Here is a 22,315-nt window from a genome sequence, read left to right on the forward strand (position 1 = left end):
CGACGCCCGCAGGAAGCCGTCCCGGGCGCTGACCCGGTGGCCGGCCTTGAGGGCCTTCGCGGCCTCGGCGGACACCCGGTCGGCGGTGGCCAGCCACTCGGTGTACCAGCTGTCGTAGTCGCCCTCGGTGATGCGCTCGCCGGTGGCGACGACCTCGCCGAAGTCGGCGCCGCCGTAGGCGATGTGGCTCATCGAGCGCAGGGTCTCGTACCAGAACTGGATGTTGTTCGGGAACAGCAGCTGCTTCATGACGGTCTCCTCCATCGCTAAGCACCGATCTGTGCTTACGGCAGAACTGTAGACCCATCAGCCGCCGGGAAGCAAACATCTGTGCTTAGGATGTGGGTGTGACTCCGAAACAACCTGCTGAACGCATCCGCAAGAGCCCCGAACAGGTCCGCGCCGCCGTCCACCAAGCGGTCATCGACCTGCTCTCCGCCCCCGACGGCGCCGAACCCACCATCCCCGCCATCGCGCAACGCGCCGGCGTCAACCACACCAGCATCTACCGGCGTTGGGGCAGCCGGGAGGCGCTGCTCGCCGACGTCGTCACCACCCGCCTGGAACGCACCTCACCACTGCTCGACACCGGCAGCCTGCGCGGCGACCTCCTCGCCTGGGCCCGGGCCAGCGTCGACAGCATCCGCACCCCCGAGGGCCGCGTCCTCATCCGAGCCGTCGCCCTGTCCATGCCGACCGACCCCGACACACAGGGCGATCGCGAAGAGCAATTCCGACGCCGCGTGAGCTCCATCGAGCAGATCCGCCAACGGGCCACCGCCCGCGGCGAGAACCCACCGCCCCTGGAGGACATCTTCGACCAGCTCCTCGCCCCGTTCTACGTCCGCGTCATCTTCGGCATCGACCCACCGGCCACCGGCTACCCGGAACTCCTCGTGAACCGCCTGCTCGGCACCCCGGCCCCACCGGACACCGCTTGACCCGTCCGTGCGCGCCGCGCCCCACGGACACAACAAAAGGACCCCAGGCCAGCCAATGGCTGACCTGGGGTCCGACTGAGCCGCCTGCGGGATTCGAACCCGCGACCTACGCATTACGAGCTCGACAAGATCGGGCACCAGGACGCATCACAGTGCGCTGGATGGCCTTACTTCGCAGGTCAGACGGGGTGATAGCAGTTCAGTGCTGCACCGCTTTGCATCAAGACGCACTGTCTCGTCGTTCCCATGGCGTTCCCAGCGAGGCCACGGACGGGAACCCGGGGCGCTCCGAACGGGCTGAGCAGCCCGCCTGTCGCCTATCGATCATGCGTCCGCCGCATTGCCCTTCCCACGCAGAGAGGCTCCGCCCCCATTGCTCGGGGCGGAGCCTCTCTGCCCGCCATCGCGGGTCTAACGTCCGCTCCCACCCTACCCGGCGCGCACCGCCGCCAGGGCGCACAGCAGCCGGATTACGGAGAAAGCCTCTCCAGGGCTCGGCTCAGTGATTGGGGCGTCGACGGCTCCCCGGCGGATCACCAGCGGGCCGCCATCCAGGTGAAGGCGGCTTCGACACAAGCAGCCGTGTCGCGGGTGTGGGTCAGGTTGCCGGGGCCGGTGTAGATGGAGTGGCCGAACTCCCGGGTCTCGTCGGTGTCGGCGATGTAGGTGGCCTGCCAGGCAGTGTGTTCAACTGCCGGGTGGGCGATGTGCGAGTTGATGTCTGTGATCCAGATCTGTCCGCCTGGGGTGTTGATGATCAGTGCCCAGTGTCGGCCGCCCACGTGGAATGGCTCGGGTGCGAGGCCATTGGCGCGGAGCATGAAGTAGAGGAGGCGGCCAGCTATGGGCTGCTCGTCGGCGGCGAGTTCGTCGATGAGCGCCGATTCAACACTGCGGGTTGATTGAGGCATGTCGTGGGTCCGTTCACTGTGAGGTCGGGCCGGGGGCGCGGATACGCCGCCGGTCGGATTGGTCAGTTGGTGGCGGGCTCTTTCGCGGTGCGCTTGGCGCGAGGCTTGGGCGGGTCGGCCTTCGTGGCGGTGACCTTGCGGGGGCGGCTGGCCTTGGCCGGCGCCGGAGTGGTGTCGGCTGGCGGCTTGGCCGTGCGCTTGCGCGGGGCGCGGGCGGGCTTGCTATCGGTCTCGGTTGAGGTCGCGGGTTCGGTCGGCGCAGCCGGGGCGGTGGGCGCTGCGGGCTCGGTATCAGTCGGCGCATCGAGGTTCGGCCTCTCCGCTGCCCTGGCGGCTTCGGCGGCTTCAGCGGCGTCGAGCCAGGGCCGGTGGCCTACGGCCAAGGGCTTGTGGTCGAAGGCGGGGAATAGCACTTCGTCGAAGGAGTCGAGAACTGCCTTGGCGGGCTCGTCGACCTCGGCCAGGCGGAGAACGGTGTGATAGTTCGCGCCTTCTTCGAGGCGTTCGGCCAGATGGCGAGCGTGAGCGTTTCGGGTGGTTTGGTCGGCGTTGCGCGGGAGGACTGGCGCGCGGTAGCCGGTGACCCAGAGCTGGAGGGTGGTGCCGCCGCGCCGGGTGCGAATGCCGGCGCGGCGCCCGTCGGGGCCGTCGAGGAGTGCGACGCCGTAAGTGCTGGCGTCGGGGTCGATGGTCCAGGCAGTGCCGAGGAGGTCGGTGAAGGACTTGGCGAGGTCGGGGAGGTCGTCGGGACCGATCTTCATGCGGGTCTCCAAGAGGCTGGTGGTGAGGGTGGAGGGATCCCCCCTCTTATTGCTTAATTTTATACGCATTCAGGGCATGGATTCACCTGCTTACGATGGATTTCAGCAGGTCAGGCCGCCTATGCGGCGATCGGCTCCGGCCGCAGCAGCCCGCGAATCGCTGCGTGCATCTTCGCTATGCGGAGGTACTGGTCGCGGTGCTCGATCACCTCAGCGCGGCGCTTGGCCGCCCGGCGGGGGCCGTCGCCCTCGGTCAAGGTGTTGCCGCACCAGACCAGGACGTTCGGCCCGAGGCCCCACACGATGGCGTTGACGGCGCAGAGCGAGGCGGCGATCGGGTCGACGTCGGTCATGGACCAGAGGAAGTCGGCGGGGTCGCGGCCGGCGTCCCGGAGCGTCTGGGCGGCTGCTCGGTGTAGACCGCCGGAGCCTGCGGCCGGGTCGTCGAATGAGTGGCCGGGCTCAAAGCCGATTCCGTCGAGGAGCATGCGGGCCATGAGGTCGGCCATGTCCGGCGGCGTGTGGATTTCGGCGAGGTCCTCACGCTGTGACGGAGAGCGGAAGGCGGTCAGCAGGAATCCGAGCACGTCGGTGCTGGAACGGAGGTACGGGTGGTCGTCACCGAGCAGGTCGAGCAGTCCAGCATTGAGGGCCGCGTGGACGACCGCCCTGACCGGGGCGGCGAAGTCGGCGCGGGTGCTCTCGTCCGTCAGCCAGTCGTGGATGGGGCGTGCGCATTCGATCAGGTCGGGCCGGACGACCCACCAACGGGCGAAGCACTCCTCGAGCGCCTTGAGAATGTCGGTTGCACTGAGAGTGCGCCACCAATCGGCGACGTAGGGGGCAATGGTCCGCCCCTTCGCGGGCCACAGCGCAAGGCCGGCGACGGCTCCGATGGCGATCTCGAACCGGTTGGTGCCGCCGTTCCTCCACCAGGCGGAGGTGACGGCTTCGGCCAGGTGCAAGGCTGCGGTGTGCGGGTCGGCCGGGCGCCGGATGTAGCGGCGCCGCGCCGGGGTGGTGACGGCTGCGACCGCTCGGTTGGCGTGCGCCAGGTCGGCGGCGGCCGCCATCGCGGCTTCACGTGTGACCCTCGGCGGTGTCGCGCGCTTGCGGATGTTCAGTGATGGCCGGTTCTCCGGCGGCTGGTTGAAAAGGTCGAACTGCATCAGTTCTCTCCCCCCTGGTCTCCGGCCCCGAGGATTGTGCGGGCGGCGAGGAGCGCGCTTGTCAGGGTCGGAGACTCGACGGTCACGTCGAAGAGGTTGTGGGCCCACATGTCCGCTTCGAGGTCGGGCGGCTCCTCGTCGGTCGGTAGGACTGCGAGCAGGAGCAGCGGGGTGGCGGTGCGGTCGCGGTAGACGACGCGCCAGGTGCGGAGAGGGCCCGCGCTGGCGTCGGCCGGCTCCGGGGTCCAGGCGTAGTCCGCGTGGTGGACGTAGCGATTGCGGTCCGAGCGGAGGACGGCGAGGTGGGTGTGGTTGATGATGTAGATCCACGGGTGCAGTGCAGGGGTGGCGCTCTGGTGGGTGATCGTCTCGGCGGGCATTCCGATCGCGTGGCACAGGCACTCGCCCTGATCTCCGTTGGCGGAGGGAATGGTGAGCCAGCCGCCGGGGTGGTCGTCGATCAGGCTGTCGGCGACTGCGCGTGCGTCGCCCTGGTGGACGGTACGGACGAGGTGCATGAGGTCGGGGATCCGCAGGACGGGAAGCCCGTCGTAGTGGACATGGCGGCCGGTGAAGCCGTCCGGTGTTGATCGGGCGATGACCGACCGAATGGGGAGGTCCATTGGTGCTCCTGTGGGATGGCGGGCCTGGTCGCCGGGTGACGACCGGGCGGGATGGTCAGGAGTAGTGGCGGTTGATGTGGCGGGTGATCTCGTCGGCGACGGTGCGCAGGTGGCGGCGTTCGCCGCGGTGGAGGAGCGCGTGCTTGAGGGCGAGGGGATAGCAGGCGTGCATGACGAGGTCGGTGTACTGGGTGAGGGTGAGGGTGTTGAGTTCGGCGGGGCGCAGGGCCCAGGCCGTGATGGTGGCGCTGTTGACGAGGCGTTCGGCGCGGTCTCGGGGGGTGGTGCTGTAGGGGTGGCTGATGAGGAGGTCCGCGAGGGCTCGGTGGTGGTGGCCCGGGATGGGGCGGTTGAGCGTTGCCTGCTGCACGGTCTGTCCTTTCGGTGAACCCTCATCCTTATGCCTTAATTCTATATGCATTCAGGGGGTGGGTCCACCTTCTTTTTTGGTGTTTCCGCAGGTCAGGAGACCTGGGGCCTGATGGTTCAGAGTCCGCTGGTTGAGTACTGGTGGTTGATGACGCAGTCCTCGCAGCAGAGGTCGTCGCCGATGTAGTCGGCGCCTTCTCCGGGTTCGATGGGCATTGAGCACCGCGAGCAGGTGAGCGTCGTCATGGCGGTGAGCATCTGGACCAATCGGGGCCGGGGCGGCGGGCGCTGGCCAGGCGCCACTGGTGTTCGTAGTGCTGCTGGTAGGGGTGCAGAACGGTCATGGTTGCCCGGGTTTCGCTGAGCAGGCCCATGGTGAACAGTTCCTCGGCGATGACCCGGGCCATGTCTTCGCGCGCCCTGCCGTCCGGGACATGGACGGCGGTTCCGTATCGGGGATCGGCTCGCCAGGTGGTCCAGTCCTCGGCCGGGCAGTCGGCTGCCCAGGTGCAGCGGATCCGCACGGTGTCCTCGAAGAGGTCGGCCGTGCGCTCGACCCTCCAGTCCCTGGGGCTGACGTTTGCGGGGCCGCCCTCCTCCCCTGTCGAGGGGAGGCAGGAGTTGGCGTCGGAGAGGTAGTAGGACAGGTCTCGCGCCGCGGTCGCCTCGTCACCGCCGTAGGCGTCGGTCCAGCGGGCCGTGTCGACTGCGAAGCGCGTCCGGATCAGGACGATCACGTCGAACGGTCCGCCGGGTTCAGGCCGAGGCTGGCGCACAGGCCCGGCGCTGCGGTGTACATCGCCGCCGCCAGATCCTCGGGCAGGCCGGTCGGCAACCCGTCCAGGTCTGACGGACCGAGGAAGGCCACCGGTCCGTGCAGGTCGTACGGGATGGCCTCGTGGAGCATGACCAGCAGGAGCAGGGCTGCCACGTCGTTGATCTCCAGGCCGTCGGAGCCGTCGGAGCGCATGGCGAGGCTCAGGGTCCGGCGGCCGCACAGCCGGTGGTTGACGTACTCGACGGATCCTCCGACCTCGCTCTCCAGATAGGCGGTCCACCGGGTGCGGCTGGCGGGGAGGTTGAGGATGGTGGTGGTGCCGTCGGGGTTGACTCGTAGGCCGAGCTTGCGGGTCATGTCGGTTCCGTTCTGGATGGGTCGGTCGGGTTGGAGGTCCGGCGGCCAGCCAGCTTTCGGCCGACCGCCGGGGGTTGGGTTCAGCTCACCTCGGCGTAGTGCTTGGTCCGAACCCCGAGGAAGTCGCCGAACTGAGCCCGGCGTCGGGCCGAAGCCCGGCGTCGCCGAAGGCGGCCCGCGCGGTGTTTTGTGGCAGTCCTCCGGCAGAGTTTTGGCAGGTCAGGCTGCCTGCGTTGGCCCCGGGGCGATGGCGGGCCACGCCACCCCGTCCAAGGCCCGCCGGTGCATGGGCGGCACCTCCACCACCGGGCAGCCGAGCCAGTCCCGGCCCATGTGGGCCATCACCCCGGCATCGGCCATGTCGTACCGGCCGGCGCCCTCGCACTCAAGGCCGAAGCGGGTGGCCAGCGCGTCGCGCACCATGCCCTTGGCGACCCTGGAACGCTGCTTGGCCGGGTAGTCCTTCGCCGGATTCGCCCGCCCGCAGGCGTAGATGATCCGGTTCACCGGTGGCACGACCGCGTACGGAATGCCCCGGCGCCACAGCGACTGCGTGACGTGCCACCACAGGCCGGCCAGCTCGTGGTGCCCGGCCTGGCCACCGTGCCGGTGCGCAGGTCCTTCGACCATGACCAGGTCGGCGGCACGTGTCCTTTCGGTGATCTCCCGCAGGTGCCAGTCGATGCGCTGGTGGCCGCGCAGGCCGGTCTTCGGCCGGAGGGCACTGGCCCAGTCGACGCCGGCTATGCCGGTGGAGGTGAGGGATAGGTCGAGGCCGATGACCAGGGGGATGGGGCCCCGGAGTGCGGCTGTCGTACTGGTGTCCACGAGTGTTCCTTCTGTGTGTGCTGGCCCGTGCCGTTGGTCCGGCGCGGGTGCAGCGGTCGGCCCCATCCCGACCGCTGCGCGGGTGTCTTCAGGCGCTGGGTGCTGCGGCCGGGCATCGGTCGCAGGCGACGACGAGCGTGCGCAGCGCCACCGGCCGGTGGTCGATCGTGACGGCGGTGTCGTTCACGACCAGGCGGGCGGCGACGTGGTCAGTGCCGAGATGCGGGCACTGTTCGGCCACGGCGGAGATGGCCATCACGAGCGTGCGGAACAGCCACCAGCTGGCGTGCACTTGCTCGCGGCTGGTGCGCGCCTCGCGGTCGGCCTTCGGGCACACCCACTGGACGCTGTGCGTGACGACGCCGGGACGGTCCCCTTGGCGGGCCGCTCTGCGGGAGAGCATCCGGCGCAGCCGCTGCGCGTCCGTCGGGCTGGTCCAGGCGTGCGATCCGGCGGCCTCGGTCCACTGGCGTGCATGCCCGCGTTCCGGAAGGTGGCAGTGTGCACAGGAGTTGGGCTCCGCGAGCAGCGGCCCGCGGCTCTGAACGGGCATTCGCTGGCCGGGGTCGGGCTTCGGCCATGGGTAGTGCATGGGCTCTGGTCTCCTTGGTGGCGTCGTGCTGGTCATGCGTCGGCCAGCTCCAGCTGGACGGGTTCGGTGTTCGCCTCGATGAGTGCGCGGCAGTCGTCGCAGTACCGCTCACCGCGGGTGTAGTGCTCGTCAATGCCGCGCGAAGTGCCGCAGATGTCACGGGGTTTCAGCGGCGGCGGCAGCTCGCGGTCGTCGGCTCCATCGACGGTGGCGATGACGTCCCCGGCGAACCAGATCCGGCCGCCGGCTACGCCGTCGAACTTCGAGGGCCTGGGGCGCACCTGGTAGATGCAGCGGGCACGGACCGGGCAGGGCCCGCAGGTGGGCAGCAGGTCCAGGCACAGCTTCAGGAGGCTGGTGCGGTCCGAGTACCGGCGTTCGCTCGGCGCGAAGGCGAGGTTCCGGTAGCAGGCGGGCATGAAGACTTCGGTGACGGGCAGCGCGGAGTAGGCCATGGATCGGGTCCTTTCGGGGCCCGCCCCGCCAGTGCGGCGGGGCGGGCGGGGATGTCAGCGGCGCGAGCGGCGGTCGAGCGGGTGGCGGCGCTCGGCCAGTCGGCGGGGTAGCGGCATCAGCCGGATCTGCCACTCCGGGTTCCAGCAGCCGCACGGTGTCCAGGCGTCCCAGTGGTAGCCGCCGAGCCATCCGCCGTCGCCATGGCACTGCGGGCAGTACTGGTCCGGGCTGTCGGTGACGATGAACACGGGCTTCGGCTCGTCCAGGACGATGATGCGCAGCCGCCGAATGAGCGGAGTCCGGCGGGGAATTCGGGGAAAGGTCATCCCAGTGCCGCCTGGATCTGTCGGCCGATCCAGTGGGCGGCGTTGACGGAGACCGCATTGCCGCCCAGCATCGTCTGCTCGGCCTCCGTGCCGTAGCGGATGTAGCTGGCGGGGAACCTCTGGGCCGCGAATTGCTCGCCAGGGGACAGCATCCTGAACCGGCAGTCCTCAATCCTGGGTGCCGACTGGACGAGCGCGGCGGATGCCTTGGTGCTGAGCGTGTGGAAGGGGTGTCCAGCGGTCTTTGCTGCTGCCTTGCGGTAGGGGATGACAAGGGTGTTGCTGTGCGGCTCGTCGGTTCGCCCGCCTGGGACGACGAGGGCATGGTGCCTGCCCTGGGCGGTCACGGCGGAGAGCGGGTTGCTGACGGGGCTGGCCGTCGCGTGGTTGCGGTACTCCACGATGTAGGGCTCCGGCAGGGCGACCAGGGCCTCGCTCTCGCGAGTGGTCCGTGCTCGGAACGGGGCATCGCTGCGGGCGCTGGTGTTGTTCCAGCTGCCGCCGGCAGGGACGAGGAGCCCCTCACCCTGCTTGGTGCTTCGAGCGGGCAGAGGGCGGGCTGCGGGGTCGAAGGCGCGGGCGGTTCCGTCCTTGCCATGGGTGAGGGTGAGGCCGCTCGGCTGGTGGGGGTACAGCTCCAGACCGGCCTGGATGCGCGCCATCGTGGTCGCGGCCAACGGCTTCTTCCGGTCGCCGATCCGCGTGCCAAGGTTCGTCCAGTCGATCGCGGTGGCGGCCGGGCGGACGTACGGCTCCACTATGGCGTGGCGGCACCGCGAGTTGGGGCAGCGGTAGTCGTACTGGACGCCGTACTTGCCGATGGTGGCCTTCGGGTTGCGCCAGCTCTGGAACGCGTGAACGTCCTCACCGCAGTCGAAGCACCACGCCTTCGGACGTGGTGTCAGATCGACACGGCGGGCACCCTTTGGCGTAAATACGATGTACAGCCGATCTCGCCATTGTGGGGCGGGTTCGTTGCGCTCGTCACCGATGTGCGCCGAGCTCACCGAGGTGATCTGGTGCTGGTAGCCCAGCTCCTCCATCGCTGCGAGCCATGCCCGGAACAGCTGCCAGTCCGTGGCGAACTCGATGACGTTCTCGATCGCGATGGCCTTGAACCGGCGGGCTTCTGCAGCCCTGACGACGCACCACGCGGTGGCGCGGGTGCGCTCGAATGCTTCCTTGGGCAAGGTCTTGAACCCGTCCTCGTTCTCGTCGAACAGGGACATCTGGTCATCGGGCTCGCTCTGGCGGCGACGGCCGCCAGCGGGGCTGATCTCCGTGCAGATGATCGATGCCCAGAGGAGGTCGGCCTTCGGCAGGTAGCGCATCCGCATGTCGGATACGTCGGTGAGCAGGTGGTCGGCCTTCGGGTGGTTCGCCGCGTGGGTGGCGAGGGCGACGCTCCAGTGGTTCACGCCGAGCAACAACTCGATGCCGGACTCAACGAGGCCGGTGGAGCTTCCTCCTCCACCGCAGAGGAAGTCGATGGCGGTCAGGGACATGGTGATCTCTCTCCAAGAGGTCGGGGGTGCCCGGCCCGCGTGGCGGGCCGGGCGGGTGTTTCAGCGGTGGCGGCCGCGTCGGCGGCTTCGGCGCTCGGTGCGGAAGTCCTCGACGGCCGCGGCCGTCCAAGCGAGTGCGCCAAGCACGGCCAGGCCGAGTAAGGCGAGGTCGACGGTCACGGCCGCCCCGCGTTCGCCGGGCAGGTCCCGGCGCCGGTGAGGCGGGCCAGGTTGATCAGCAGGCCGCCTGAGTCGTTGATGCGGCGTGCCTCGGTGATGGCGTTCACGATCTCCGCGCGCTCGGCGTCGGTGGTCGGGTGGGCGACCAGACAGTGGCAGCGGCGGGCCTGGGTCTCGGGTTCAGCCACGGTCGATGTCCGTGCTGGTTGCGAACTCGGTGGCCGTAACCCCGAGGTGCAGCATTGCGTCGCCGCGCATCCACAGGCTCCTGGGCCAGTCGCGGCTGGGGTGGGCGTAGATCCGGTGCCAGCCGTCCTCGTACAGGCCCTGGTGGTCCACCTCGTAGGACCCCGCGGCGTACTGGCGCTCGACGTAGGGGCGCAGCACCGGCGTCCGGGGTGTTCCGTCGGCGGTGAGGTGCTGGGTCTTTAGCGCGACCGGCTGGAAGGTGGCGCGCCAGGGTTCCGTCAGGCCGCGGCGGAGCAGATAGGCGTCGATCGCGGCGAAGAGCGGGGAGCGGAGCTGGCGGTTGAGGAGGTCGGAGCCGGCCATCGTGGAGTCGTAGATGAGGTCGGAGATGGTCGGGTTGTCGTCGTGGTGGCGGCAGACGTGCCAGCCCTTCACGTCGTGGGGGTTGCTGGGCAGTCCCTCGTCGCTGGCGATGGCCAGGTGGCTGCCGTCGGGCAGGTCGGCGTGGATGTAGTACGCGCCGCCGCCGAGCTCGAAGTCGGTGACGAAGCCGCGTTCGCGCAGGGGCCGGATGATGTGGCCGTAGTTCTCGAACAGGCGGGTCCAGTCCGGGTCGGTGACGCGGCGGTGGTCGGGCAGGGGTGCGAGGCGCACGGTGGTCTCCAAGAGGTTGATTCTCTGCAACTTGCGTTAGGTTGTCGCCTACTTTTGGGCCGGGCGGATCGGCTCCGCCCGGCCCGGCGGGGCTATGCGGCCTGGCGGATGCTGGCGGCGAGTCGGTCGGCGTAGGCGGTGGCGGTCTCGGCGATCCGGCGGGCTTCGATGGCGATCTGCCGGGCCTGCTGGATGGCGTAGACGCCATTGCGGCTGTCGAGCGGCCCGGCGCCGTGGCCGAGCGATTCGATGAGGCGGGTGGCCTTGTCGTCGAGGGCGTGTTCGGCGTGTCCGAGGCCGTCGAGCTCGCGCTCAGCTCGGGCCCGGTCGCGCAGGTCGGCGATCTCGCCGAGGGCCTCACCTACGGCCTCGTCCTCGTTGAGCTGCTCGGCGAGGTCGAGGAGCAGGGGCGCGAGCTGGCCGGTGTGGTCGAGCGTCAGGGCTCCGTCCGAGTTGATTCCGAGCGTTGGCAGGTAGGTCATGCGCTTCCTCCGATCCTCCGAGCGAGACCCTCTCGCTTATGTCTTAATTCTATACGCTCATGATCATCCGATCCACCTCTCCGTGGAACGTCATAAAGTTGTTACCTACTTTCGCAGCCTGCTTCGGGCCTCTGCGATCACCGCACGCGCCTCCTGCTGAGCCGCCTGGAGTGTCTGAGCGCCCTTCTGCGCCTGGTTGCGCCGTGCCTCCGCCTCCGTGTGCCAGTCCTCCCAGAACTGCCCCTCCTGCGCCCGTACAGCCTCCTTCCGCGCGGCGTCCTGCTTCGCGCGCTGAGCCCTCGGGCTGGTGCCGCACGCCCGGCAGTTCCTCGCAGGCTTCCGGTGCGCCGGGCATCCCTCCGGCTGCACGCCGGGCGACGGATCGTCCTCTCCAGCTGCGGGAGCGGGCTCCCCTGTGGCGCCAGCCACGGGGGTAGGGGGGAAAGGAAAGGAGGAGGTAGGAGAAGGAAAGGAAGGGGTTCCCCCGGGGGAACCTGCTGGGTTCCCCGGCGGGAACCTGTTGGGTTCCCCTGCGGGAACCTGTTCTTCGCCTGGCACTGGGTTCCCCTGGGGGAACCCATCTGACGCAGGGGCTGCCTCGGTCGGCGTGTCCTTCTCCATCAGATCCAGGTAGGTGCGCGCGGCCTTCGACGGTGCGGCCCGTTTCACTCCCTTGCGTGCGAGGTTCGGGTTCTTCGGCGCCTTGTTCGCCTCCAGCCGCTGCGCCCTCAGATCGTTGGCCTTCGGCATCTCCGGCACCGCCAGGGGGAAGACCCGGTACACCGCAGCCCTGCCCGGACGCCCGACCTCGACCCGCTCCACCAGACCCTTGGCAACCAGCTCGGTGATGATCGTCGTGCACCGCTTCTCGCCGACGCCCACCCACGCGACCATCCGGTTCATGCCAGGTCGCGACAGGCGGGTCTCGTCGTCGGCGGAGTCAGCGAGCTTCTGCATCATGAGCTTCTGCGTTGGGTTGACCATGTCCTTCGGCAGGTAACTGGCCAGGATCATCAGGTGGATGGACACTGCGGATTCCCCTCGGTGGTGCTCGGACGTGCGCTACGGACCGGGTAGGGGCTCACTCGCGGTACGGCACGACGCGGATGGTCCTCGCAGATGACCTGCCGGTGTCGCGCATCGGCACGGGCAGGCCGGCGGCCTTGAGGATCTTCACCATCTTGGCCAGGTCCTCGGTCTGCGGGACCTTTAGACCGGCGTCGTCGAAGAGCTCGATCATCTTCGTCACGTCGGGTTCCTCTACGGGGTTCTCCCCGCCCCACTTCAGGATGTTCGGCCCGTACTGGCCAGCCTTGGAAGCGTCGAGCTTCTTGCGCGCGAAGTCCTTGATCCGCTTGGCCTCGGCGAAGGGCTTGTGGGCTTCGACGTAGTCGATCAGCGCCTGTTCCACGTCCTTGTCGTCATGGATCAGGGTTGTCTGTGCGGGGCGGCCCGGCGCCGGTATGCCCCAGCAGGCCGTGGCGAAGGGGCAGAAGTCGCAGGCGGCGTCCAGGCCGGGCCCCAGGAAGTCGCGGCGGCCTTCCTCCGGCCTCTTGGTCTCAGCAACGCGGGTGAGCCACCAGCGGGCTTCCTCGGCGCGCTGCGGGTCGAACGGGATCTCGTGGACGTACTCGTCGCCGTTGTCCCTGCACACGTAGCGAAGCCTGATCTGCTCAACGGCGACCGGTCCGAGGCGGGCCAGAACGCGCTGCCCTGTGCGGTCTTCGAAGCCATCCGTGCGCAGCAGATCGGCGTACAGGTGGACTTGCCGCAACTCGGCTTCCGTCGGGCCGTAGCGCAGAACGTCGTCCCACTTCCAGACGGTCTTGGTCTTGATGTCCTCGACGGTGACGACGTCGGCGGCCACCTTGGGGCGTAGCCGGGCGGGCAGGCGCTTGGCGGTGGCAGCGTCGAGTTGGACGATGTCGATGCTTCCCCGGATGGCGGGGTCGGCGACCTTGCGCTCGATGAGCCAGCCGAACTCGTCCTTCGCGGCCCTGGTCAGACCCTCGTGGGCCATAGTGCCGAGCGCGGCGGCGCGGCTGAACACGTGGTCGGTCTTGGGATGCCCGTGGAGGATGTAGGCGGCGCGGCGCTCGCACACGGTGTCGCTCGCACCGAGCTGGACTTGCAGGGAGCGGGGCCGGCGGCCGTTCGCTGCTTCGACGGCCGCCCAGATGGACGGCGAGCTGGGCATGGCTGAGATGGACATGGGTCTCTTCTCCAAGAGGTCATGAGGGCCGGGCCGCCCGAGAGGGACGGCCCGGCGGGGCGTCAGCTGTCGGCGGGAGGTTCGTCACCCGCGAACTCGGCGTCGGCATCCTGTTTGGCCGCTACAGCAGCTCGTAGCTTCTTCGCGTCGTCTTCCAGCTTCTCGGCGGCCTCGCGCAGCTTGTCGGCGTCGCTCTGCGGCTCGTCCTCCATGCCGCGCTTCGGCTCGGCGAGCTTCGCAACGCGTCGCCTGATCGCCATCGCGACGATGTCGCCTTCCTGTTCGCTGAGCCCGGACTGCTGGGGGTGGGCAGAGTCCCAGAGCTGCTTGAGGGTGGCCTTGTCGGTTGCTGCTTCGATGCGGGCCAGCCACGGCTTGGTCCGGTCGGCGGCCAGCTCAGGCATGACGCGCGGCTGGGAGTCGACCGAGCAGCCCATCCGGTTGAAGACCAGGTCTTCGATGGTGAAGTCCGGGATCTGGAGCGGCCTTCGGTCGGGAACCGCCATCCGCAGCGAGCGGACCTTGACGACTTCCGGCTCCTGGCCACGGCGCATCCGGACCCACACTGAGCAGTCGAAGCCGAGGTCCTTGTGCCCTACGACCTTCCACTCCCGCCGGCCGGTGATCGGGTTGCCGTTCTCGTCGACGCTGCTGACCTCCTTGCCACGGGCGAGGACGAGGACGATTCCGGGGAAGGTCCGCAGGTAGTGCATGACGTCCGACCACCGGTCCACGGCGTCGTTCCAGAGGTTCATGGCGATGTCGACGGCGGCGTCCGGGTCCTGGGCAAGGACCTTGGAGTTCTTCTTGGTCCGTCGGGCGCGCTCCTGAGTCCAGGTGGTCAGCATCCGCCACAGGGCGCTGACTGAGTCGATGGTCAGTACCACCGGTGGCTTCCCCGCGCGTGCCGCCTCGCGGGCCTCGAAGTAGACGGCTTCGACCTGCTCGCGGATGTCCCGGTAGGTGCCGTCATGCTCGATGATCAGGTAACGGGCGCCTGGGATGGCGGCATACTCGTCGGCCGACCCCTCGGCAAGGTCGATCCAGTACATCTGCCCGATCTGCTCTGATGCACTGAACTGCGCCGCGGCGTAGGTCTTTCCGGCGCCTTCCTCGCCTTCGATGAGGACGAGGGGGAAGGGCACGACGCCGGTGGGCTTCCGGCTTTTGATCTTGGGTGGCACGGTTCTCTCTCCAAGAGGTCGTGTCGGTGGGTCAGGCCGCGCGCAGGGCGCGAACCTCGAACAGCGGTTCCCACTCCGGATGGCGCTCAAGGAGCAGCCGAACGTAGCGGGAGCGCCAGTTGTTGTTGAGGCGGAACTCGTCGCCCCTGGTGGCCTGGCCGTAGCGGAAGCGCAGGAGCTCGAAGAGCATTCCGATGCCGATGCGCTTCCAGCCGCTGCTGACGCACTCGGCGGTGCGACGCTCCAACTCGCGCAGAACCCAGGGGTTCAGCTCGTGGAATGCCTCGAAGCGGGCCTGGATGGACGTGTTCGGCTCGTGGTCGGGGAAGACCAGTTGCTCGATGTCTTCCAGGCCGGGAAGGCGCGGCTGGGCGCTGGGCATGACGAATCCCCCCTCAGAAGGTATGCAACCTTACGTTAAGTTGCCACCTATCTTTGACTCAAAGGGTGGGATTGATCAAGGCGCTTCGGCTCCAGCGCCACGGCGGCGGGCCGCGTCGGGGCAGTCTGCGGGGTGATGGTCGGCACCGCAGCCGCACGGCTGGACGGGGATGCGGTGTTCCACCCCGCGCAGTTCACCAAGGAGGGCGGAGGCGCGACGGCGCAGCCCCTCGCCCTCCCGGACGTGAGTGTCGAGCGCGTCGATGACGACGCGCAGGTCCCTTCCCCTGATGGTCGCGACCGGCCCCATGGCCGGCCTGACATTGATGCGCATGACTGCCTCCTCCGGCGGGACCTTCCCGCCGTATGGCTTAATTCTATACGCATTTAGTGGTGGTGTCCAACGCCTAGTCGGTCGGAGCAGCCTTCTTCGCGGCCCGGCCGCGCGGCAGGATCTTCGATCCAGGGCCGTCGTACGAACCCACGCGCAAGGCATCCACAACCGCGTCGTCGGGCGTCCAGATCCGGGCCACGGCCCGGTGCCGCACCCGCTCGGCTTCGGCCGGAGCCCACGGCCGGGCGGTCGGGTCCTTCGCGACGAGGGCGGCCGCTTCCAGGACGGTGTCGAGCAGCCACAGGTGGGAGCCGGACAGGCTCCAGTCACCTGCGGGCCACGCGCCGCGCTTCTGCGCCTGCTCGACCAGCGTTCCGTGTTCCAGGCCGAAGATCTGCATGACCTCCTGCTGGCCGACGATCACCGGAAGCTCGGCTACGTCGGTGACCCAGGCCGCCGGCTGCTGCGCTTCCACGATCGCCTGGAGAGCGGACGCGTCGACAGCCTTCGATCGGGTCGTCATTTCGCCGAACCTGCGCACGAAGTCGAGCAGCCAGTACGGCGAGCCCGAGATCACGCGGGCGTGGGAGTAGTCCAGGTTCCCGCGGGTCACCCACTCCGAGACCCGGGCCGCCGTCACACCGTAGACAGCTCCGAACTCGCTCTTCCCTGCCAGCAGAGGCTTCTTCACGCCGCACACCGTCCCATCGTCATCACAACAAGGCTATGACTTGATTCTATGCGCATAGGATGCTAACGCGGGTGGGCACGCGGGCTGATAGCCTGAAGTCCTCCAAGAGGTCAGGCCCCCACTCCATGAGTGGGGGCCTCACCCTTTCCCAGCGGCAGCTACATGCTTACGACCCCTTTCGGCGCGCCCTCACGAACGAGGGCCGGTTACTCGTGGGCGATGCAGCTGCCTTCTGCCTGATCCGGTCCGGGCTCGCGCCTACCAGCGCGCACGGACGGAGGGCAGGGGTTCAGAGGGGCAACGGTGCCTTCGCTGCCGGGTAGTGCGGAGGGCGGGCGTAGCCGAGCAGCCAGCCGAACTTGGGGCTCAGGTGCTCCTCGGCGAGGCGGAACAGCGCGTAGTAGACGAAGCCGACCGCCGGGATCAGGACGCCGGACAGCGCGGAGGGGTCCAGGTCGAGACCGTGGCCGGCCGCCAGGGTGACCAGCCATCCCACCAGCGCGGGGACTCCGGTCCTCAGTAGGGATACGTACACGTTCATGCGGGGGATCTCCTTCTTGATGGTTACGGTCAAGGTCGATCGCGTCGGCCGCTCAGGTGACGGGCGCGCTCCAGGTCGCCCGCCAGGTGAGGGGCCCGACCACGCCGTCCCCCTCCAAGCCCTTCTCACGCTGGAACTGGGCGCACACGGAAGCCGACTTGGGGCCGTACCCGCCATCGACCGCGATGCTCCAGCCGCGGTCGGCCATCTTCTGCTGCCACGTGCGGGCGTTGCCGCTTGCAGTGAAGTTCCGCAGGTACTCCCCCGGCCACGGCGGACCATCGGTCGCCGGCGGCTGGGCCGGGGCGGTGCCTCCGCCGCCGCCGGGGCGGGGCGCACCCTGCCGGACCCAGGCGAGAAGCGGGCCACCAGGGCACTCGGTGGCGTAGCCGTCGCAGTGGCCCAGGATCTCGGGCCCGGCGCCGTTGCGCTGGAGCAGGTCGATGCCGTCCCGGATCGCGCCGAGCAGCGCGTCGGTCGGATCGGTCAGCCCCTCGGAACCGACCAGGCCGCAGATCGCGTAGTGCCCCCGGTTCAGCGGCTGGTTGCCGTTGGCCGCCGTCCGCTTGCCGATGCCTCGGCCCTCGAACAGGTAGCCGTGTACGCACGCCAGGTACGAGTACGCGATGTCGGTGTAGCCCTCCTGCTTGTTGGCCAGGTGGCTCGCCCGGATGGCCTTGACCTCCTGCACACACAGGGCGTGGTCACCGGCCAGCGAGGGGCTGACGAACGTCCCCTCGTAGTGCACCTTGACGCCCTTGGTCGTGGGCTGGTCCGGTGCGGCAGACTCCGGCCAGCCAAGCTGGGCCCGGGTCACGAGCTGCATAGCGCGTCCTACATCTCCCCCGCGCCTATGCCTGTTTACAACTGCACTACGTGTCGGGCCGTTTAGGGCCCTGCGCCTCTCGCCAGCAGCCACAGCTGGAGGGCTGCGACCACCAGGGGCGCGATGAAGGCGCCGATCAGCCACCTCCGGCCGGCAATCGCCTTCGTCTCGGCGTCTTCGCGGGCCCGCCGTTCGGCGGCGAGGTCGCGTTCGACAACGTCTACTCGCTGCGCCATGAGGCGCTGATCGGAGGTGTAGACGTCCTTGGTGACGACCTGCTCGAACCGGGCTGCTAGCGACTGGAGATCGCTGCGCAGATCATCGCGGAGCCCGGCGATGCCATCTCTCTGATCCTCGCGGAGCTGGGACAGAGCGCGCTGGAGCTCCCACAGTGTGGGCTCGGCGGTCGGCGGGACGCTCAAGGCATGCTCCTGGTAGGCGTCCCCGCGCCACTGATCATCCTACGGCCCCCGCGCCGTAGGTCATCAGTCGGTGAACCACCGGATGCTGCCGAACGACAGCCAGCCGCCGATCGGCCCGGTGGCGTTGGTCAGCACTACCTCACCGGACGGGTAGACGAAGACGTTGGCGTTGACGTTGTTGTTGGTTGCGCCCGGGAACACCTCGCCGGTCTTGGGCCGGTAGGCGGCCTCGCCGATGGTGCACACAGTGCCGGAGGTCATGCCAGCGGGCACCGCGACGATGCCCCGAAGCACGACCGACCCGTCGACGAGCCGCCGGTACTGGACGAACTGCCAGCCCGACAGCTGCGAGCAGCCGTTCGTGAATGTGACGCTGCGCCAGCGTGGATTGTCGCTGGTGACGATCGGGATGTCGGTGACGATCTGGCTCTGCGAGATCGTCAGCTTCTTGTTGAGGACGAGGTCGGCCCACTGGTCCTTGTTGCAGGCGATGATCTCGTTGTTGCCGATCCGGATGTGGTCGTAGTCCCCGTTGCCCGCGTACACGTTGGCATTGGGGAGGTCTGGCCGCATCGGGCCGCTTGTTCCCGTGGCGTACACGGAGTTGGTGCTGACCGAGTAGCGGACGTCCAGCTGCCCGTTGACGCTGGTGCTGCCGGCGTCGATGTCCACGCGGGCCTGGCCGGGTGTTGACCACAGCGTGATGCCGGCCTGGGGCCACCAGACCACCGACCGCGGGGCCATCACTCCGGTCTTGGGAGGGTCGGTGAGCTTCGCGGACTGCAGGGTCAGGACGCTGGTGTTCTGGCTCGGATCGTAGACGCTGGAGATCGTCGCCGGGCTCGTCTCCTGTGTGGAGCCGGAGTAGAGCCTCACCATGCCGGTGGGCGAGCCGTTCTGGACTACTGATGTGGCCTCGACCCGGTTGCCGGTGGCTGCTGTTCGCAGAGTCGCACCGTCGATCTGGACACCGGTGATGAGCGTGCCGGTGATGGTGCCGCCGGTGATGGTCTTCCCGGTGATTGCGTCTGCGGACAGCTTCGACGCGGTGACCGTGCCGTCGGCGATCTGGACCTGGGAGAGCACCGGTCGGGCCTCGCAGTTGTCGAACAGGATGGTGCCTGCCGTGGCCTGGAAGGACTCGATGGTCAGGCGTGCCGTGGTGGTGTTCGGCGGGGCGGTCACCGTGGCCGATGCGGTCTGCCAGGTCGCTGCGGGCTGGGGGGAGGTTGCCAGGGCTGTTCCGTAGCCGAGCACTGCTCCGGTGGCGTCCACCCACCGCGCGTAGAGCTTGACGGACTGGCCCTTCCAGTCCGCTGACACCTGGTAGTCGAAGCGGAGGAAGATCTGATCGCCGGCACGCGCAGGAACGGTCGCGAGGACCGCGCTCTTGGTCGATGCCGTTGCAGCGGTTGCGTCGACCTTGGCGCTCTTGGCCGAGCCGTTGCCGGTGGAGGCGATGGACCAGGGTGCCCCGGCGGCTGCGAGCAGGGCAGCACCGACGGGTCCTTCGAACGAGCCGTCCGGGATGAAGTTGTTCACCAGGCCGACGGACAGGGCGTCGGTGTTGATCGCTCCTGCCGCGATCTGTGTCGCCGTGATGGTGTTCGCGGCGATCTTGTCGCCGGTGATCGACAGCGCCTTGATCTCGCGGCCGGTAACCGCGTCGGCGGCGATCTTCCCGGCGACCACAGCGTTAGCCGCGATCTTGGAGCTGGTGATGGAGCTCGCGGCGAGCTGCGTGGCGGTGATCGTGCTGGCGGCGATCTGCCCGGCCGTCACGGCCCCTGCGGCAAGGTTGGCGGTCGTGACTGCTCCGGCGGCCAGCTCGGCAGTGGTGACCGAGCCGGCGGCGATCTCCCTGGCGGTCACCGCGTCGGCGGCGATCGTGCCCGTGGTCACGGCGTCGCTGGCGATCTTCCCGGCCACGATGGCGGCCTGGCCGACCTTCGTTGCGGTCACGGCCGCGTCGGCGATGGCGGGGCCGTCGATGGCGCCGGTTGCGACCTTGGCGGCCGTCACGGCGTCGTCAGCCAGCTGGAGTTCTCCGACGATGCCGGCCAGGACTTCGTCCGCGACGACCTTGGCCGGGACTGCGGTGGCCTCGGGAGAGGGTGCGGACGCTTTGCCGGACGTGGAGCGGGCCACGAGTACGACCCAGACGGGTATCGCGGTCGGGACCAGGACCCGGCCGCCGCGGGGTGACTCGATGGTCGCAACCAGGGTTCCGGGCCCGGGGGTGAAGCCGCTCGCCCGCCCGGTGTGGATCTCTACCCGGGCGAAGTCGAGTGGGCACACCGCGCCGCCAGCGAAGCCACCGTCCCACACGACGGCGACGCCGCCGAGGGTCGGCGTGGCGGCGGGCACGGCTGGCACTGGGGGCGGCGGGCCGTTGACGACGTTGATGGCGGTGGTGCCGTCTGGCTGCTGGCCGATGATCGCGCGCACCGTGCCGTCGGCGGTGACGGTCAGCGCGCCGTCGTCGATGCTCGAGTACGCGAGGCGCGAGGATCGGGATGTCTCCTGGGTGGTGCGCTCCAGATCAGCGATGCGCTGGGCGAGCTGGTCGATCGGGTCAGGCACAGGGGGTCCTTTCGTTCAGGCGCTGTACGGGCGGGCAAGGCGCAGGGTGGCGGTCTCCTGTCCGCCGTCGGCGGCGGGGTGCAGCGTCCAGGCGGTGATCCGGCACCAGCCGTCCCAGTCGCCCCACTGGTCGTGCACGGTGACCCTCACGTCGTCGCCGATCGACCAGCTGCCGACCGGCGCGGCCGGGTGGTCGACGACCGTGATCGCGGTGAGCTCCCCGAGCCGCTGGCGGCGGGCCCGTTCGGCGCGGACCCGGGCGGCGAGTCGGTCACTGCTCTTCTCGCCGGGAGCGTCCAACACGCTCTCCAGCCGCAGCCGGTTGTTGCGTGCTGCGTCGGTGGTGCGGACCTTGGCGCTGCCCTCCCCGGCGCCGAGGCCGACGACGACCTGGGCGTACTGGTCGGCGTCGAACAGGACCGGCACGGAGCCGGTGACGTTGATGCCGGTGGCGAAGGAGATGTCGCTGCGGCGGGTGCCGAGCCTTGGCCAGCCGACGATGACGCGCCTCTGTGGAGCGCCGTCCACCCAGTCCACCGTTTCGGTGAACTCCGGGCCCTGGTCCAGGGCCGTCATGTCCCGCACCACGGCGGCCAGCGCGGGCGCCTCCCACGCCTTGGTGCTGTAGGGCTGCTCCTTGGTACCGACCGTGAGGCTGCTCGGTCTGCTGTCGACCTGCACTCCGAGGTCGCCGTCCGGCTGCTCCTGGCAGTACGCCCACACGTCCTGGATCACCTTGGAGGGGTCCGCGCCGATGTATGGGCCGCGCCCCGCGAGATCGCCGTGCAGGTCGCGGCGACGTGCCAGGTAGGAGCTGAACCCGCTGGCCTCGATCGGGTACTTCCCCTCGACAGGTTCGGCCCGCCACACGAGGCCGCCCCACAGCAGCCGCTGGTCGCGCTCGGCGTACAGCAAGGCGTTGCCGGCGTCTGGAGGCACCAGCTGCGCGAGGTGGGGCTCCAGCACGGCGCGCAGGCTTCCGGGGCCGTTGAGTTCCGGGCCGAACTCCACGTCTGACAGCGGCAGGTCCCACGAGAGGATCTCGCCGGTCAGGGCGTGCTGGGAGATGTAGCGGTAGGCGGGCATCAGATCACGCCTTCGATGAACTCGACATCGAAGATCAGGGCCGTGCTTCCGCTGACGTCACCGCCGCCGTTCGCGTTGTTGTACCGGCCGGCCTGGAGGCGCAGTTCCTGGGTTCGGCCTCGGAAGTACGGCGCGAGGGCCGGGGAGTCGCTGGCCATGACGGAGTTCCGCGACACGTAGGTGATCGTGTCGGTGTCGACCTGGTACTCGGTGCCGATCCAGTCTCCCCACTTCATCCGGACGCCGAAGTAGGTCTCGCCCCAGACGCGGATGCCGGTGAGCGTGGCGGTCACGTTCGAGGCTGTGGCCCATGCCGGTACGTCGGTGAAGACTCGGCCGTTGGGCGGCCAGTCGTCCTGCCATACTCCGGACTGGCTGGGCAGCTGGGAGTACGGGAACCCGTTGATGGTCTGGAGCTGCCTCTGGCGCCGGGGGTTGGCGATACTCCGCAGGTCGGTGATCAGTGCGTCCGTGACCGTGGCGCAGTTCGGGGGAAGGTCGATCCGGGCGAGCGGGATCCCGGTCATCCCGGGCGGCGGAGCGGTGGTGTTCGCGGGCACGTTCGGGATGACGTGGAAGTAGCCGATGTCCTGGGTTGCGGGGTTGCGGGTGCCCTCGTACTCCGGGTCTTCGACTCGCAGCAGGACAAGGTCGCTACGGCGGGTGCCGCCGGTGGGAGCGATCGGCACGAGGGCGTCGCCCACGTTGTACTGGGTGTAGGAGCCCTGCCCCCAGGTCGCGCCGCGTACGATCGCCGAGCCGTCGCCGACCCGGACCGCGGCGCCCGGGGTGGCGGTCGAGCGGACCTTGAGGTCTTCCCCTTCGGTCACGCCCTGACTGCCGCGTGCGAGGTCGCGCACCATCATGCGGAAGGCTCGGGCGGGGTGGGTGCCGCCGTTGACCATCATGGGCGGCTGAATGAGCGTCATGCTGA

28 protein-coding genes and 1 pseudogene are annotated in these 22,315 nt (G+C 69.0%); 1 reads left to right on the top strand and 28 read right to left on the bottom strand.

Annotated features, from left to right (window positions below; translation table 11 throughout):
* A pseudogene (locus tag AA75_RS51780) lies at positions 1 to 249 on the bottom strand (dipeptidyl aminopeptidase); the annotation flags it as partial.
* 98 nt (positions 250 to 347) lie between these two features.
* Here AA75_RS51780 and AA75_RS11230 point away from each other — a divergent pair.
* Positions 348 to 941 (top strand): TetR/AcrR family transcriptional regulator, encoded by a 594-nt coding sequence (locus AA75_RS11230; RefSeq protein WP_051812129.1) that lies wholly within the window; start codon positions 348 to 350, stop codon positions 939 to 941.
* A 533-nt stretch (positions 942 to 1,474) separates the two neighbouring features.
* On the opposite strand, the gene AA75_RS11235 is transcribed toward AA75_RS11230, so the two are convergent.
* The 27 genes from AA75_RS11235 to AA75_RS11370 form a co-directional block, all read right to left on the bottom strand.
* Positions 1,475 to 1,852, bottom strand: a complete 378-nt coding sequence (locus AA75_RS11235) for a hypothetical protein (RefSeq protein WP_149038070.1) — start codon at positions 1,850 to 1,852, stop codon at positions 1,475 to 1,477.
* 62 nt (positions 1,853 to 1,914) lie between these two features.
* The gene (locus AA75_RS11240; RefSeq protein WP_033819760.1) at positions 1,915 to 2,613 is read right to left on the bottom strand and encodes a hypothetical protein; all 699 of its coding nucleotides are present in this window, start codon (positions 2,611 to 2,613) and stop codon (positions 1,915 to 1,917) included.
* A 119-nt stretch (positions 2,614 to 2,732) separates the two neighbouring features.
* Positions 2,733 to 3,782, bottom strand: a complete 1,050-nt coding sequence (locus AA75_RS11245; RefSeq protein WP_051812130.1) for an N-6 DNA methylase — start codon at positions 3,780 to 3,782, stop codon at positions 2,733 to 2,735.
* Positions 3,782 to 4,405: a hypothetical protein gene (locus AA75_RS11250; RefSeq protein WP_033819761.1), complete on the bottom strand. Its 624-nt coding sequence runs from the start codon at positions 4,403 to 4,405 to the stop codon at positions 3,782 to 3,784. The genes AA75_RS11245 and AA75_RS11250 overlap by 1 nt, the downstream gene beginning before the upstream one ends.
* 55 nt (positions 4,406 to 4,460) lie before the next feature.
* A complete protein-coding gene (locus AA75_RS11255) occupies positions 4,461 to 4,775 on the bottom strand; it encodes a hypothetical protein (protein WP_033819762.1) in 315 nt (104 codons plus the stop codon).
* 241 nt (positions 4,776 to 5,016) lie between these two features.
* A complete protein-coding gene (locus AA75_RS11260; RefSeq protein WP_033819763.1) occupies positions 5,017 to 5,511 on the bottom strand; it encodes a hypothetical protein in 495 nt (164 codons plus the stop codon).
* Positions 5,508 to 5,909 carry a hypothetical protein gene (locus AA75_RS11265; RefSeq protein WP_033819764.1) on the bottom strand — a complete coding sequence of 134 codons (402 nt, stop codon included), beginning with the start codon at positions 5,907 to 5,909 and terminating at the stop codon, positions 5,508 to 5,510. Before AA75_RS11265 ends, AA75_RS11260 begins: the two co-directional genes overlap by 4 nt.
* Before the next feature lie 219 nt (positions 5,910 to 6,128).
* Positions 6,129 to 6,737, bottom strand: a complete 609-nt coding sequence (locus AA75_RS11270; RefSeq protein WP_033819765.1) for a hypothetical protein — start codon at positions 6,735 to 6,737, stop codon at positions 6,129 to 6,131.
* Between the two features lie 88 nt (positions 6,738 to 6,825).
* On the bottom strand, positions 6,826 to 7,329 hold the full coding sequence (locus AA75_RS47285) for a hypothetical protein (protein WP_033819766.1): 504 nt from the start codon (positions 7,327 to 7,329) through the stop codon (positions 6,826 to 6,828).
* Positions 7,330 to 7,361: 32 nt separating this feature from the next.
* Positions 7,362 to 7,784, bottom strand: a complete 423-nt coding sequence (locus AA75_RS11280) for a hypothetical protein (RefSeq protein ID WP_033819767.1) — start codon at positions 7,782 to 7,784, stop codon at positions 7,362 to 7,364.
* 54 nt (positions 7,785 to 7,838) lie between these two features.
* Positions 7,839 to 8,111 (bottom strand): hypothetical protein, encoded by a 273-nt coding sequence (locus tag AA75_RS11285; RefSeq protein WP_051812131.1) that lies wholly within the window; start codon positions 8,109 to 8,111, stop codon positions 7,839 to 7,841.
* The gene (locus tag AA75_RS11290) at positions 8,108 to 9,616 is read right to left on the bottom strand and encodes a DNA cytosine methyltransferase (protein WP_033819768.1); all 1,509 of its coding nucleotides are present in this window, start codon (positions 9,614 to 9,616) and stop codon (positions 8,108 to 8,110) included. The genes AA75_RS11285 and AA75_RS11290 overlap by 4 nt, the downstream gene beginning before the upstream one ends.
* A gap of 176 nt (positions 9,617 to 9,792) precedes the next feature.
* The gene (locus tag AA75_RS11295) at positions 9,793 to 9,984 is read right to left on the bottom strand and encodes a hypothetical protein (protein WP_033819769.1); all 192 of its coding nucleotides are present in this window, start codon (positions 9,982 to 9,984) and stop codon (positions 9,793 to 9,795) included.
* Entirely contained in the window at positions 9,977 to 10,651 is a 675-nt protein-coding gene (locus AA75_RS11300; RefSeq protein WP_149038071.1) for a hypothetical protein, read from the bottom strand. Before AA75_RS11300 ends, AA75_RS11295 begins: the two co-directional genes overlap by 8 nt.
* A gap of 80 nt (positions 10,652 to 10,731) precedes the next feature.
* A complete protein-coding gene (locus AA75_RS11305; RefSeq protein WP_033819770.1) occupies positions 10,732 to 11,121 on the bottom strand; it encodes a hypothetical protein in 390 nt (129 codons plus the stop codon).
* Positions 11,122 to 11,226: 105 nt separating this feature from the next.
* On the bottom strand, positions 11,227 to 12,150 hold the full coding sequence (locus AA75_RS47290) for a hypothetical protein (RefSeq protein WP_149038072.1): 924 nt from the start codon (positions 12,148 to 12,150) through the stop codon (positions 11,227 to 11,229).
* 52 nt (positions 12,151 to 12,202) lie between these two features.
* Positions 12,203 to 13,333, bottom strand: coding sequence for a hypothetical protein (locus AA75_RS11320; RefSeq protein ID WP_033819773.1), 1,131 nt, complete (start codon positions 13,331 to 13,333; stop codon positions 12,203 to 12,205).
* Positions 13,334 to 13,395: 62 nt separating this feature from the next.
* Positions 13,396 to 14,517, bottom strand: coding sequence for an AAA family ATPase (locus AA75_RS11325; RefSeq protein ID WP_051812133.1), 1,122 nt, complete (start codon positions 14,515 to 14,517; stop codon positions 13,396 to 13,398).
* A gap of 31 nt (positions 14,518 to 14,548) precedes the next feature.
* Positions 14,549 to 14,899 (bottom strand): hypothetical protein, encoded by a 351-nt coding sequence (locus AA75_RS11330; RefSeq protein ID WP_051812134.1) that lies wholly within the window; start codon positions 14,897 to 14,899, stop codon positions 14,549 to 14,551.
* A gap of 75 nt (positions 14,900 to 14,974) precedes the next feature.
* Positions 14,975 to 15,232 carry a hypothetical protein gene (locus tag AA75_RS11335; RefSeq protein WP_033819774.1) on the bottom strand — a complete coding sequence of 86 codons (258 nt, stop codon included), beginning with the start codon at positions 15,230 to 15,232 and terminating at the stop codon, positions 14,975 to 14,977.
* Positions 15,233 to 15,305: 73 nt separating this feature from the next.
* Positions 15,306 to 15,932 carry a hypothetical protein gene (locus AA75_RS11340; protein ID WP_149038073.1) on the bottom strand — a complete coding sequence of 209 codons (627 nt, stop codon included), beginning with the start codon at positions 15,930 to 15,932 and terminating at the stop codon, positions 15,306 to 15,308.
* Between the two features lie 280 nt (positions 15,933 to 16,212).
* A complete protein-coding gene (locus tag AA75_RS11345; RefSeq protein ID WP_033819776.1) occupies positions 16,213 to 16,464 on the bottom strand; it encodes a hypothetical protein in 252 nt (83 codons plus the stop codon).
* A 52-nt stretch (positions 16,465 to 16,516) separates the two neighbouring features.
* Entirely contained in the window at positions 16,517 to 17,290 is a 774-nt protein-coding gene (locus tag AA75_RS11350; protein WP_033819777.1) for an N-acetylmuramoyl-L-alanine amidase, read from the bottom strand.
* 62 nt (positions 17,291 to 17,352) lie between these two features.
* A complete protein-coding gene (locus AA75_RS11355) occupies positions 17,353 to 17,712 on the bottom strand; it encodes a hypothetical protein (protein ID WP_033819778.1) in 360 nt (119 codons plus the stop codon).
* 63 nt (positions 17,713 to 17,775) lie between these two features.
* Entirely contained in the window at positions 17,776 to 20,295 is a 2,520-nt protein-coding gene (locus tag AA75_RS11360; protein WP_033819779.1) for a hypothetical protein, read from the bottom strand.
* Between the two features lie 15 nt (positions 20,296 to 20,310).
* A complete protein-coding gene (locus AA75_RS11365; RefSeq protein WP_033819780.1) occupies positions 20,311 to 21,381 on the bottom strand; it encodes a hypothetical protein in 1,071 nt (356 codons plus the stop codon).
* Positions 21,381 to 22,310 (bottom strand): hypothetical protein, encoded by a 930-nt coding sequence (locus AA75_RS11370; RefSeq protein ID WP_033819781.1) that lies wholly within the window; start codon positions 22,308 to 22,310, stop codon positions 21,381 to 21,383. The genes AA75_RS11365 and AA75_RS11370 overlap by 1 nt, the downstream gene beginning before the upstream one ends.
* Positions 22,311 to 22,315 lie beyond the last annotated feature (5 nt).

This window comes from Kitasatospora sp. MBT63, assembly GCF_000710465.2.
Classification (GTDB): Bacteria; Actinomycetota; Actinomycetes; order Streptomycetales; family Streptomycetaceae; genus Kitasatospora.